The sequence below is a fragment of the Shumkonia mesophila genome (assembly GCF_026163695.1).
In the GTDB taxonomy this organism is placed as follows: Bacteria; Pseudomonadota; Alphaproteobacteria; order Rhodospirillales; family Shumkoniaceae; genus Shumkonia; species Shumkonia mesophila.
Window position 1 is genome coordinate 1 of record NZ_JAOTID010000003.1, and the last position, 12,215, is coordinate 12,215.

General features: G+C 64.9%; 12 protein-coding genes. 2 read left to right on the top strand and 10 right to left on the bottom strand.

What is annotated here, in order from left to right:
• The coding region (locus tag ODR01_RS06690) for a dihydrodipicolinate synthase family protein (RefSeq protein ID WP_316976850.1) at positions 1-515 on the top strand (515 nt) is incomplete at its 5' end.
• Positions 516-605: 90 nt separating this feature from the next.
• Positions 606-1,808, top strand: coding sequence for a pyridoxal phosphate-dependent aminotransferase (locus ODR01_RS06695; protein ID WP_316976851.1), 1,203 nt, complete (start codon positions 606-608; stop codon positions 1,806-1,808).
• A gap of 384 nt (positions 1,809-2,192) precedes the next feature.
• Here the strand turns inward: ODR01_RS06695 and ODR01_RS06700 are convergent, their stop codons facing one another.
• The 10 genes from ODR01_RS06700 to ODR01_RS06745 all read right to left on the bottom strand — a co-directional run bounded on the left by ODR01_RS06700 (position 2,193) and on the right by ODR01_RS06745 (position 12,137).
• Positions 2,193-3,095 carry a polysaccharide deacetylase family protein gene (locus ODR01_RS06700; RefSeq protein ID WP_316976852.1) on the bottom strand — a complete coding sequence of 301 codons (903 nt, stop codon included), beginning with the start codon at positions 3,093-3,095 and terminating at the stop codon, positions 2,193-2,195.
• The gene (locus tag ODR01_RS06705) at positions 3,092-3,496 is read right to left on the bottom strand and encodes a carboxypeptidase-like regulatory domain-containing protein (RefSeq protein WP_316976853.1); all 405 of its coding nucleotides are present in this window, start codon (positions 3,494-3,496) and stop codon (positions 3,092-3,094) included. Before ODR01_RS06705 ends, ODR01_RS06700 begins: the two co-directional genes overlap by 4 nt.
• A gap of 10 nt (positions 3,497-3,506) precedes the next feature.
• Positions 3,507-4,319: a carbohydrate ABC transporter permease gene (locus ODR01_RS06710; protein WP_316976854.1), complete on the bottom strand. Its 813-nt coding sequence runs from the start codon at positions 4,317-4,319 to the stop codon at positions 3,507-3,509.
• A gap of 10 nt (positions 4,320-4,329) precedes the next feature.
• Complete coding sequence (locus ODR01_RS06715) at positions 4,330-5,235, bottom strand: carbohydrate ABC transporter permease (protein ID WP_316976855.1); 906 nt, start codon at positions 5,233-5,235, stop codon at positions 4,330-4,332.
• A gap of 90 nt (positions 5,236-5,325) precedes the next feature.
• The gene (locus ODR01_RS06720; RefSeq protein ID WP_316976856.1) at positions 5,326-6,579 is read right to left on the bottom strand and encodes an ABC transporter substrate-binding protein; all 1,254 of its coding nucleotides are present in this window, start codon (positions 6,577-6,579) and stop codon (positions 5,326-5,328) included.
• Positions 6,580-6,672: 93 nt separating this feature from the next.
• A complete protein-coding gene (locus ODR01_RS06725) occupies positions 6,673-7,695 on the bottom strand; it encodes a Gfo/Idh/MocA family protein (RefSeq protein WP_316976857.1) in 1,023 nt (340 codons plus the stop codon).
• A gap of 62 nt (positions 7,696-7,757) precedes the next feature.
• Positions 7,758-8,609, bottom strand: coding sequence for a sugar phosphate isomerase family (locus ODR01_RS06730; protein ID WP_316976858.1), 852 nt, complete (start codon positions 8,607-8,609; stop codon positions 7,758-7,760).
• Between the two features lie 7 nt (positions 8,610-8,616).
• Positions 8,617-9,717, bottom strand: coding sequence for an ABC transporter ATP-binding protein (locus tag ODR01_RS06735; RefSeq protein WP_316976859.1), 1,101 nt, complete (start codon positions 9,715-9,717; stop codon positions 8,617-8,619).
• A gap of 30 nt (positions 9,718-9,747) precedes the next feature.
• Complete coding sequence (locus ODR01_RS06740) at positions 9,748-11,094, bottom strand: L-fucose/L-arabinose isomerase family protein (protein ID WP_316976860.1); 1,347 nt, start codon at positions 11,092-11,094, stop codon at positions 9,748-9,750.
• Positions 11,091-12,137, bottom strand: coding sequence for a tagatose 1,6-diphosphate aldolase (locus tag ODR01_RS06745; protein WP_316976861.1), 1,047 nt, complete (start codon positions 12,135-12,137; stop codon positions 11,091-11,093). Before ODR01_RS06745 ends, ODR01_RS06740 begins: the two co-directional genes overlap by 4 nt.
• Between the last annotated feature and the right edge of the window lie 78 nt (positions 12,138-12,215).

Genomic DNA, 12,215 nt, shown 5'->3' on the forward strand with positions numbered 1-12,215 from the left:
CCGACTTGCAGGTGTACCTCTACCACATCCCGCCGCAGACGGTGACGGGGATCAGCCTCAAGTTGATCGAGATGCTGTGCAAGGCCTATCCCGATACGGTCGTCGGCCTCAAGGACAGTTCGGGCGACTGGAACAACACCGAGGCGGTGCTCAAGGCGTTCCCCGGCTTCTCGGTGTTCCCCGGCTCCGAACTGTTCCTGTTGCGCGGCCTTCGGGCCGGTGGCGCCGGCTGCATCACGGCGACGGGCAACGCCAACCCGGCGGAGATCCGCAAGGTCTATGACAACTGGCAGAGTGACCGGGCGGACGCCCTGCAGGCGCGTATCGACGCGGTACGCAAGACCATCCAGGCCTACCCGATGGTGCCGGCGCTGAAGCGCATCTGCGCGCACTTCTGGGGCGACGAGGAATGGGCCCGAGTGCGTCCACCCATGGTACCGCTCGACGCCGAGAAGTCGGTCCGCCTGCTCGCCGACCTCAAGACCATCGGCTGGAGACTGCCGGGCGGCATCTGAGGCGGCCGGAAGTTTCGGCGTGAAGATTGGCGTTGCTGCGGCGTGCCGCCGCAGCGAGATCACCCTTACGTTTGAATGAAAGGAACGATCATGTCCTTCCTCGCCACGCGTCTCGGTCGAATCAAGCCGTCGCCAACGATCGCCACGGCCACCAAAGCCCGCGAGCTGAAAGCGGCAGGCCGCGACGTCATCGGCCTCGGCACCGGCGAACCCGATTTCGCGACGCCGGACCACATCATCGAGGCGGCCTACCAAGCCATGAAGCGGGGTGAGACCAAGTATACAGCGCCGGCCGGCACTCCCGAACTGCGCAAGGCCATCTGCGCGGCGTTCAAGCGCAATAACGGCCTCGACTACAAGCCGGAACAGATCACCGTCGGCTGCGGCGGCAAGCAGACGATATACAACGCGCTGATGGCGACGGTGAACCCGGGTGACGAAGTCATTATCCCGGCCCCCTACTGGGTGTCCTATCCCGACATGGTGATGCTCGCCGAGGGAACGCCGGTGATCGTCGACTGTCCCAAGCGGAGCGGCTTCCGCCTGAAGGCGGAGGACCTGGAGCGGGCCATCACGCCGCGGACCAAGTGGCTGATCCTGAACTCGCCCTCCAATCCGTCGGGGGCCACCTACACGCGGGCCGACCTGCGGACGGTGGCCGACGTTCTGCTCAGGCATCCCCATGTCTGGGTCCTGTCGGACGACATGTATGAGAAGATCGTCTATGACAACTTCGCGTTCTCGACCATTGCCGAGGTCGAGCCCAGGCTCTACGAGCGGACGCTGACGCTAAACGGGGCATCGAAGGCCTATTGCATGACCGGCTGGCGGGTTGGCTGGGCGGCTGGTCCAACCGACATTATCAAGGCCATAAATGACATCCAGTCGCAATCGACGAGCCACACGAGCTCCATCTCACAAGCGGCCGCAGTCGCGGCCCTCAATGGTCCCCAAGATTTTATCTCCAAGCACAACGCAATTTTCCGGGAGCGTCGCGATCTCGTTGTCTCGATGCTCAATCAGGCGAAGGGATTGAGTTGCGCCACGCCCGAAGGCGCATTCTATGTCTATCCGTCGTGTGAAGGGGTGATCGGCAAGAAAACGCCCGACGGTAAGGAGATCGAGACCGACGGCGATTTTATGACGTACCTCCTCGACGCCGTGGGCGTTGCGGCGGTACAGGGCGCGGCGTTCGGCCTGTCGCCGTATTTCCGCATTAGCTACGCCACCGCGACCGAACTTCTCAAGGATGCGTGTGCTCGCATTCAGAGGGCGTGTACCGCATTGAGTTGATGCCGTCGTTGTGTCGCCCCGGACTGGCATAGAGCCACTGAGTTTGTGACCGTATCTCAATAACTCACAAGGATTAGGCCAGTGGACCGGCTTCTCTGCTCTGAGATCATGGATCGCAAATTATTTCGCTTTTTTAAGTGACTGATGATCTATGGGAGGTGATGGCTGACACCAGCAATTTAAGATGGTTGCGAGCCCCCGCAACCAACCATCCCAAAGGCTTAGCAGCAAATCCCTGCTAAGCCTTTTTATCGTGTCCGGCAGGTGTCCGGCATGCTCCCGGGGGGGCGCATCGTTGCTGGGCGTGGCGGCCATCCAGATTCTCCAGGCCCCGCCGAGGGGACCGGGAATGGCGGCCTAATGCAGGGGACCGGACCTCCGGAATCAGCTTGCCCTCATGAATCTCATGATTTCGCGAAAGCCGATCAGGTGGATGCCGGCGCCGGCCACCCAGTCCAGGAATGCGGCATCCTGAAACATCCGGAACTCGTCGGTCCGCCAATGGGCGCGCGGCGGGACGATGGCCTCGATGTCGCCCGGTTGGCAACAGTGGAAGGCCAGGAAGCTGAGGCCCGGCGGCACCGCGGCGACGAGGCGGCGATAGGCCCCGTCGCTTTCCGTCGACGGCCCGCCGGGGGTCATCGCCACGTGGTCGACGACCGGATTGCCCGCTGCCTCGATGCCGGCGAGCCTTGCCTCGTAGGCGGCCGGATCGACCGGGCCCATGTTGAGGGCCTCGATATAGCCGCTGGCGCCGCGCGGAAAGAGGACCGGCAGGGCGTAATCGTGGCCAAGGCGGAGGTAGACGTCGATCAGTTCCGGGGTCAGGGCGGCGCCCATATGGGTGTCGAGGTGGGTGACCTGGATGCCGGCCGCCAGCGCGGTGTCGATCTGGGCGCGCAGCTCGGCCTCGGCGGCTTCGGCCACGACGTGCTGGCGCAGCATGGGGATGCGTCGCCACATGAAACCATCGCCGTCGATCAGGCCGGAGGCGCGGGAGACGGTGCTGATCGGCCGCCAGCGGTAATGCTCCCACTCGCTGGTGAGCGTCAGGTGAACCCCGATGTCGAGCGTCGGATCGGCCTCGGCCATCGACGCCACCTCGCGGAACCACGGGCAGGGAACCATCACCGAGCCGCAGGTGATGAACCCCTTGCCGGCGAGCGTGGCGAAAGCGGCGTTGGCGCTATGGCACATGCCAACGTCGTCCTGATGGGCGATGACCAGGCGGGTGTCGTCGCCAAGCCCGAGGGCGCGCGCCAGGGTGCCGGCGGAAGCGCCGGTCATGACGGCTTTCCCGGCTGGCCGCCGGCCGGTGGCGCCAGCTGAAGCGGATTTTTCACGACGATGTTCTGGCCCTTGAAGTACATGCGGTATTCCGTTTGCTGATAGGTGCCGACTCCCCGTTTTCCCGCCTCCAGCCAGATGCGGTGGAAGCGATGGCCGGTGAAGGTAAAACGCCCATCAGCGTCGGTCGTCACGCGGTCGCGTGGCGCCGTGACCAGCAAGGTCCGTTCGGACAGCACGACGGTGGCTCCGGCGACCAGATGGCCGTCGGCATCGACCACCCGCCCCCTGATGATGCCGTCGTCGTTCATGGCGATGTAGAGGTTCCACGCCAGGGCGACGGCGGCGACGGAGCCGAAGGTCACGATGTAGCGGTTGAGAAGGAACGCCCGCCAGTTCATGGCTTGTCCCTCATCCCTTGGCGGCGCCAGACGTCAGCCCGGCGATGAACTGCTTCTGGGCCAGCAGGAAGATGACGAGGCCGGGGACCAGCACCATGATGCAGAAGGCGTAAAGCGCCCCCGTGGAGTCCTCGACCACGGTAAGGAAGCGGGCCAGGCCGAGCGGCAGAGTCTGCATGTCGTTGTCGCGGATGATGATCAGCGGCCACAGGAAGTTGTTCCACGACCAGATGAAGGCCAGGATGATGTTGGTGGCGATCGCCGACTGCGACAGCGGCACCATGATCCGAAAGATGATCATCCAGTCCGGCACCCCGTCGATGCGCGCCGCGTCGATCAGCGATTTCGGAATGGCGTCGAAGCTGGCCTTGAACACGAAGATGCAGACGATGGTGGAACAGAGCGGCAACGCCATGCCCAGGTGGCTGTTCAAGAGCCCGATCTCCTTGGTGATCAGGTAGGCCGGGATGATCGTCACCTGGAAGGGGATCATCATGCAGCTCAAAAACAGCATGATGATGGCGCCCTTGCCCATGAACTCGCGGGTGAGCGCGAAGCCGGCCATGGCGTTGAGCACGACGTTGGCGACCACCACGATGATCGAGACGATGACGCTGTTGACCAGGTAGCGGAAGAACGGGATCGAGTACCACACGTCGACGTAATAGAAGAGGTGCGGGTTCTCAGGGATCAGGGCCGGCGGGTAGGCGAAGATGTTCTCCCCCGTCAGGCTGGTTTTCAGGACCCAGTAGAAGGGCACCATCATGGCCGCGCAGATGATGCCGAGACCCAGATGGATCACCCATTTCGGGAAGCGGTTCATGGGGCCTCCTTCAGCCTGTTTCCACGGCGCCGGCTTCGCCGCCGGACAGCCGGTTGGCCAGCCAGGCCAGGAACACGAAGAACAGGAAATTGACGATGGTGAGCGCCGCCGCGTAGTCGAACTTGGCCAGCTTGAACGCCACGCGATAGATGTAGGTGACCAGCAGTTCGGTGGCGTGGCTGGGGCCGCCGTCGGTCATCACGTAGATGAGGTCGAAGTTTGTGAACGAATTGATGATGCCGATGACGAAGCAAAGGAAGATCGACGGGCGCAACAGCGGCAGGGTGATGCGCCTGAAGCGCATCCAGGCGTTGGCGCCATCGATGGCCGCCGCCTCATAGAGGCTGGGCTGGATGTTCTGCAGGCCGGTCAGCAGGACGATCATGTAGAAGCCCAGCACCTGCCAGATCGAGGCGACGATCACCGCCGGCAGCGCCAAGCTGGCGGTTTCCAGGAACGGGATGCCCTGCTCGACGATGCCCAGCGACATCAGGACGTAATTGAAGAGGCCGACCTTCTCGTTGTAGAGCCACTGCCAGATGATGCCGACGGCCACCGTCATCACCGGATACGACATGAAGACGATGGTCCGATAGACGTTGCGGCCGCGGATCGGGGTGTCGACCAGGATGGCCACCATCAGCGCGATCAGAATGCCGATGGGCGCGCTGGCCATGAAGATCGCCGTGTTCCAGAAGGCCTGCCAGAACACGTCGTCGTAGATGAGCATTTCCTCGTAGTGGTAGAGGCCGGCGAACTCGGCCGGCTTGTAGGGCGACCAGAACTCGAACGACAGGACGCCGTTCCACAGGAGCGGAATGATCCGGTAGAGCAAAAAGATTAGCAGCGACGGCGCGAGGAAGAACCAGATCAGCAGAAGCTCGCGCGTCCGTTTCCTGCGAATGGCGAGAGCCATTTTCCCATTTCCTAGACTGGCGCCGAAGGCGGGAAGAGTGCCGGGACGCCCGGCACTCGCCCGCTTCGGCTCGACGCTTGCGCCGTCATCTCAGCGACGAGTGAGGACGCGGTTGACCTTCTTCTCGGCCTCGTCGAGCGCTTCCTTGGCGCTCTTGTCGCCCAACAGGGCCGCCTGCAGCTCGGGGTAGAAAGCTTCCTTGACCTGGGCGTCCTTGGCGATCGGCCAGTTGCCGGTCAGCTTGTCCAGGTGTTTCAACTGTGTTTCCAGCACCGGAACGACGACCGGGATCTTCTCGGCGAAATACTTCATCAGCCGACTGTTCGCGGCCTTGTCGCCGGTCAGGTTGTTGGAGCCGGTTCCAAAGACGTAGGCGCCGTCGCCGCTGCTGATCATCTTGACGAATTCCCACGCCTCCTCGGGGTGCTTGGTGCCCTTGGAGATGAGGAACGCGTGCGAGTTGGGCGTCGACCATCTGCCGGGGAAATCGGCGGCGCCGACGGTGTCCTCGTTGACCCACGGGCCCTTGCTCTTGAACCACAGGTAGGCGGGGGCGTGGGCATTCAGCATGCCGATGGTGCCGGCGGCGAATGCCCCGTTCGGTTCGACCCAGCGGCCGGTCCAGCTGATCTTGTTGATGACGCCGTCCTTGGTCGCCTTGGCCAGCTTTTCGACCAGGGCCACGGCCTTGGGCGTGTTGAAGGCGGCCTTCTTGAGGTCGGGGGTGAGAAGGTCGATGCCGTTCTCGGCGAAGAGCGGCCAATAGAGCCAGTCGAAGTTGAGCGTCATGAAGCCCGACTTCTCGCCCTTGGTCATCTTGGCCGCGTAATCCATCAGCTGGTCGAAGGTGGCGGGCGGATTGGTCAGCCCGGCCTCCTTGAACATCAGCTTGTTGTAGAACAGCAGGGTCTTGGAGATGTAGAAGGGCACGCCGTAGTTCTTGCCCTCGAACACCCAGCCGTTCACGACCTCGGGATAGAGGCCGTCGGTGAAGGCCTTGTCGCGCTTCAGATAGGGGGTGAGGTCGAGCAATCCGCCCTGGGAGGCGTATTCCAGCCATAGGCCGCCCTGCACGTCGATGATGTCCGGCGCGGTTCCCGCGACCACCTGGGTCTGATAGAAGGTGCTGAATTCGGTGCCCTTCTTGTCCAGCCATTCGACGGTGACGTCGGGATGGGTCTTCTTGAACATTTCCTTCCACTGGTTCATCCCCTCCTCGAAGTAGGGAATGTTCCAGGTCAGGATCGAAATCTTCTTCTGGGCCTGGGCCGCCGTCGTCCCAAGGCCGAGTGCCATGGCGAACGCGGCGCCGATGGCGATCGGTGTCATGCGTTTCAGGGTCATGGTGTCCTCTCCTGTTTCTGTCTTCTTCGACCCGGCCGGGAATTCGGCGGGCCGTCTTCTTTTCGTTGGCGGGCACGATGCCGCGGAGGGCCTTCAGTAGGCCAAGGCCAGTTCCGTTCCCTCCATCAGAGACCGCTCCGCTTCGAGGCAGACGATGATGCGCTTGCGGGCCTCCTCGCCCGGGACGATCGGCTTCCGCTCGCGGAAGGCCGTTACCGCCCGCCTCAGTTCCTCCTCCAGTTCGAATAGTTCACCGGACGGGGCAACCTTCAGGGTTTCGCACGCTTTCCGGCCCCTGCGCTGGACCTTGATCTCGAACGCCGGTTCGCGGGTCCGGTCCATGGTGCCGGACCACCAGGTGCGGATGGAGCCCTCGGTGCCGACGATTTCCATGACGTGATGGTGCTCGAAGCCGGCGAGCGTCTGGGTGACGACGGCATAAAGCGCGCCCGGCCAGCGGACGATGCTGGTGAAGTTGTCGCTCATGCCGGCGTCGCGGCTTTTCGAACTGCCGATCGAGAGCACCGAAACCGGATCGCCCCAGGCCTCGAAGTACCACATCAGGGAATCGAAGAAGTGGACGGGCTCCTCCAGCGTCCACGAGCCGACCTTTCCAGGTTCGTAGCGCCAGGACCCGCTGCCGGGGCGATAGGGAAAGCGGAACAGGCTGACGTTGGCGTAAAGCGGCGTGCCGATGTCGCCCGCTTCGATGATTGTCTTCAAGGCGCCCCACTGGCTGGACAGCCGGAACTCGTGGCCAATGGTCAGCACGCGGCCGTTCCGCCTCGCCGCCGCGATCAGGTGGTCGCATTCAGCCACCGTGAGCGCCATCGGCTTTTCAAGCAGCACGTCCTTGCCGGCGTCCAGCGCGGCGGTGCCGATCTCGCAATGCAGATGGTTGGGGACGACCACGTCGACGGCGTCGATGTCGGATTGGGCCAGCAACTGGCGATAGTCGGTGTAGAGGGGAACATCGGGGTGGGCTTCCCGGGCAGCCGCGGCGGAGGCACCGTCCCCGCAGGCGATGGCGGCCAGTTCGGCGCCCGGCGCGCCCTTGATGGCCGCCGCATGATGCCGTCCCCACAGTCCATATCCGATCAGCCCGAAACGTACCATCCAGGTGCTTCCTCCTTGCGGGGCGATCGACGGTTCAGAAAACGCGGTTTTCTTCTCTCTCTTCAGCGCAACTGCGGTTCGGGCAGTTCCGCGACGAAATCGGCGACGACGAAACGGACGTCGGCGTGGCCCTGCAGCAGCGACGCCGGAACCGATGCGGTGACCGGACCGTGCAGGATCTTGCGCACGATGGCAGATTGCCAGAACCGGTTCATGTAGATGCGGACCTTGCGGCTTTGCAGGATCTCCTGCATGCCGACCGTCACCGCCAGGGCGGGGATGCGCTCGACGTTGCCGCGCGACGTGGTGATGGAATTGATCAGGCGGGTTTCCCGCGACAGCGTGACGACGCGGGTGGGCAGGGCGGCGAACGCTTCGGGCGAACAGGCCTCCCCAGGCTCGGGCGGATCGTTGAAGGCGACATGGCCGGTGATGCCGATGCCGCCGAAACAGACGTCGGTGCCGCCGTGGCGCGCGATCAGGCGAGGGGTCGCCGCGACATCCCGCGGGTTGGGGAAATGCCGTTGTTCAAGCGGCGGCGCCAGGTCCGGGCGCAGCCGGCCGTAGAAATGCGCATCCATGTGCCGGCGGAAGCTCAAGGGGTCGTCGGCGGCGATCCAGCCCCGGCCGTCGGCGGTAAGATACTCATCCATGTTGATGACGACGAGATCGGCGAGGCTGATGCCCTCGGCGTTGCAGCGATCGGCCACCATTTCGTACTGGCCGACCGGCCCGACCGGCAGGATGAAGACGACCTTGTCGCGGCCCCGCCCTTTGGCAGCGGCGTATTCGGCCAGCAGGTCCTCGGCGAAGCGGCCGATGACGGCCGCGTCGTCGGCCACGATCTCGACTGGGATCCTGGCCCCCTCGGCGAGGCGTTCCTTGGCAATGGTCAGGGGATTTGCCGTGTCCATTCCCGCCTCACAGCACCTGTTCGGTGGCGGCATCGAAGAGGTGCATCTTGCCCATGTCGATGACCAGGGGCAGCTTGTCGCCGCGCTTGAGGCCGACCAGCGGCGGCATGCGGGCCACCACCTCGGTTCCCGCCAGATCGAAGAAGAAAAGGGTGTCCGAGCCCAGCGGCTCGATGACGCCGATGGAGGGCGCGATGCGGGTCGCGGCGCCGCCGGCGCCTGGCGTGTCGTCCTGGCGGAAGACCTCGGGGCGCAGCCCCAGAACGAGATCGCGGTCCTTGCAGGCGCCGTATCGTTCGGCATGGTGGGCGGGAATGAGGAGCGCGGTGCCGTCCTTCAGCGTCAGGCTCAATCCCCGTGGCCCTTCGGCCAGCCGGCAGGCGATGAAATTCATCGTCGGGGCGCCGATGAAGCCGGCGACGAAGATCGAGTTGGGGCGGTTGTAGACTTCGTCCGGAGAGCCGATCTGGCGGACGTAACCGTCGCGCATGACGACGATGCGCTCGGCCAGGGTCATGGCCTCGACCTGGTCATGGGTCACATAGATCACCGTCGTCTTGACCGTCTCGTGCAGCTTCTTGATCTCGGTGCGCATCTGGGTGCGCAGCTTGGCATCGAGGTTGGACAGCGGTTCGTCGAACAGGAAGACGTTGGGCCGCCTGACGATGGCTCGGCCCATGGCGACGCGCTGGCGCTGGCCGCCGGAAAGCTGGCGCGGCTTGCGCTCCAGAAACTCGGTAATGTTAAGAATCCGGGCCGCCGATTCGACCCGCTCGCGGATCTCGGCGGCCGGCAGCTTCTGCATCTCCAGGCCGAACGACATATTCTTGTAGACCGTCAGGTGGGGGTAGAGCGCGTAGTCCTGGAACACCATGGCGATGTCCCGGTCCTTCGGCGCCAGCTCGTTGATCACCTTCTCGCCGATGACGATCTCGCCCGAGGTGATGTCCTCGAGGCCGGCGATCATCCGCAGCACGGTGCTCTTGCCGCATCCCGACGGGCCGACCAGCACGACGAACTCGTTGTGCCGGACCACCAGATCGATGCCGTGGACGACTTCGACGTCGCCGAAGCGCTTGGCGACCTTGCGAAGCTCTACGCCCGCCATCCGCTCCTGCTCCCCTACCTCCCGTTCCGGCTAGGTCAGCTCCAGGGCCGGAATGTCCAGCATCCGCGCCAGCCGGCGCAGGGCCGGCCGGTGATCGCCATAGGCCAAGGACATATGGTGTTCCAGCCCTTCGCCGATAACGGCATCCATGACTTGGCGGGCCGGCCGGTCGAACCGCACCACGCCCGACGTCCCCGAGAAGCTGATCGGGCGCTTCAACACCTCGCCGCCGCCGACCACCAGGCGGAGCTGGTTCTTCGACTGGCTGAGGCGGGCCAGGGTGATGCGCCCGGGCTTGAAGGCGAATTCATAAAGCAGCGGCAGCCGGCGGTTGGAATGGACGGTCGCCCGCCTCGGGCCATCCAGGTCGGCCATCGACACCGGGGCCTGCCCGCAATGCCAGAACACAGCCGTGTCGTCGGTGGCGTCGACGTCGACCAGGTCCGAGTTGAAGGCGGGCGCGTCGGAAAGCCAACGCAGGATAAGGGTCGAGAGGGTGCCCAGGACGTCGGCCTCGCAGCCGCAGGGCGTGCCGTCCTCGCCCATCATGCCCATGGGGCCGCAGGCCGCGCCGCCCAGCTCGGTGAAGAATTCCGGCCAGCAGCGCACGGCGAGGCCGGCGAACTTTCCCTCATCGGCGGTGCGCCGCAGGGCCGCGTACACACGGAGGCTCTTGGCCAGGGCGTCCTGGTCGAGGCCGTCGAGGCCGTCGATTTCCGAGGCGACGCGGTCGCGAATCGCCTGGATGTCGGTATCGGTCACTTCGCGGGCGCGCCCGAAGAAGGCCGCGAGGTCGATCGGTTCCACCGCCACGCCGAAGAGGGATTTGAGCGAGGCCGCATCGTACCGGCAGGAATCGAAGCCGGCGGGATGCAGGCCGATGACGCCGATGCGCGTATCGGCCAGCTTGCGCCGCACGGCGCCGGCCCTGGCCGCGGCGTCGATCTCGGCAAGGGCGGCGGGGTCGTCGGGCTCGGCGTTGACATAGTCGTAGGGGCGGCCGGCTCGGCCCAGGGCATGGGCCGCCAGGTTGACGCCACAGATGGCGTTGAGGCGCAGGCGACCGCCGGTGCGGGGTTCGGGGAACGACCACAGGAAGAGGGGCGCGTCGATGGCCTCGGCCAGCGCCACCGTCATGGTGGCGTCGGTGAAGGTTGCCTGGAGGACGAGCAGAAGATCTAGCGGCCCGCGCGTCAACTCGGCCAAGCGGCCCCGGACGGCATCGGCGTCGAACAGCAGGTCGGGTGCGCCGACGAACTCGGCCTCCAGCCCCTGCAGCCGGCGCCAGGCGCGCTCTACCATTTCCTGGGCGAAGACAGTATCGAACTGGGGCCTGGCCAGGACGACGAGCCCGATGCGGGGGGTGAGCAGGGTCATGATGGGAGGGCCATTCCGTAGTTGGCCGGAAACTGCGGGCCGGCCCCGAACAGAGACGCCTCGGTGAGGAAGGCCGGATGGTTCTGCCAGGGGGTCGCGCGCTGGTCGGTCAGGCGGTTGATGTCGTGCATGTAGGAAAGGGCGTCCGCCTTCAGGGCCTGGTCCATCGAGCGCAGGTCGGGAAACATCTGGGCCGCCGCCCACCAGATCGCCCGTCCCGCCAGATACCCGTTGGCGCCGGCCCGGTAGGCATAGGTGAGGATGCGCCGGAAGGCCTTCATGTCGGCGCCGGCGCTCAGCATCACCCAGGGCCGCGTGGTCGCCTGGCTCAGTTCGTCGAACCACCGCTGGCAGGCCGCGGCCTCGGCGGATTCGGGGTCGGGGACATGGGTGGCGGCAAGCGGGCTTTCGAGCTTGAAGATGTCGACGCCGAAGCGCGGGTCGGTGAAGGTGCGCAGCGATTCGACGACCAATTCGGGCCGCTTGGCGGAATGTTCGATGTAGTCCCTGGTCTGGCCGTGCTCGCCGGGCAGGGGATAGACCAGCAGTTCGAGAAGGAAACAGATGTCCTGCTCGACACAGGCCCGGCCGACTCTTTCGACCAGATCCTGCTGGCACCGGCAGATCTTGGGATCGGCATCGGGGCGGTACCAGGCCAGCAGCTTGACGCCGTCGGCGCCGATCCGCTTGATCTTGGCGACGCTCCAGTCGGCGATTTCGCGCGAAATGCGCCCGCCCGGGGTTTCCACGAACTCGTGGTCCTCGAGCGTCAGCAGCAGGCCCTGCCCGGGGCGGACGTGGGCGATCGATGAGGAATAGGCCCAGATGGGGTCAAGAAGGATCGCCGAACAGTCGGCGGCCAGATTGCGGGTCAGGGCTTCCTTGACGGCGGCCACGTCCTCGTAGCTGGCACCGGCGACGTTCTTGCGCCGCTTGATGAGGTCCATGATCGGGGGGCGCTGGTCGACGGCCACCATCTTGAAGCGGCCGCTGGCATCGGCGAGGCGTCGCAATGACCACAGCTTCCCCGCCGAAAGGTGCATATCGTCACTCCTGCCGACCGAAGGTCGGCTACGAAAGCCCATTCCCTGCCGCAGCTACCCTTTGCGCCTCATTGCGTC

What these genes read in the sequence shown, in the direction of transcription:
- ODR01_RS06730 (WP_316976858.1), bottom strand. Translation starts at nt 8,609, where the DNA reads ATGGACACGGCAAATCCCCTGACCATTGCCAAGGAACGCCTCGCCGAG.
- ODR01_RS06740 (WP_316976860.1), bottom strand. Translation starts at nt 11,094, where the DNA reads ATGACCCTGCTCACCCCCCGCATCGGGCTCGTCGTCCTGGCCAGGCCC.
- ODR01_RS06745 (WP_316976861.1), bottom strand. Translation starts at nt 12,137, where the DNA reads ATGCACCTTTCGGCGGGGAAGCTGTGGTCATTGCGACGCCTCGCCGAT.
- ODR01_RS06705 (WP_316976853.1), bottom strand. Translation starts at nt 3,496, where the DNA reads ATGAACTGGCGGGCGTTCCTTCTCAACCGCTACATCGTGACCTTCGGC.
- ODR01_RS06695 (WP_316976851.1), top strand. Translation starts at nt 606, where the DNA reads ATGTCCTTCCTCGCCACGCGTCTCGGTCGAATCAAGCCGTCGCCAACG.
- ODR01_RS06715 (WP_316976855.1), bottom strand. Translation starts at nt 5,235, where the DNA reads ATGGCTCTCGCCATTCGCAGGAAACGGACGCGCGAGCTTCTGCTGATC.
- ODR01_RS06720 (WP_316976856.1), bottom strand. Translation starts at nt 6,579, where the DNA reads ATGACCCTGAAACGCATGACACCGATCGCCATCGGCGCCGCGTTCGCC.
- ODR01_RS06710 (WP_316976854.1), bottom strand. Translation starts at nt 4,319, where the DNA reads ATGAACCGCTTCCCGAAATGGGTGATCCATCTGGGTCTCGGCATCATC.
- ODR01_RS06700 (WP_316976852.1), bottom strand. Translation starts at nt 3,095, where the DNA reads ATGACCGGCGCTTCCGCCGGCACCCTGGCGCGCGCCCTCGGGCTTGGC.
- ODR01_RS06725 (WP_316976857.1), bottom strand. Translation starts at nt 7,695, where the DNA reads ATGGTACGTTTCGGGCTGATCGGATATGGACTGTGGGGACGGCATCAT.
- ODR01_RS06735 (WP_316976859.1), bottom strand. Translation starts at nt 9,717, where the DNA reads ATGGCGGGCGTAGAGCTTCGCAAGGTCGCCAAGCGCTTCGGCGACGTC.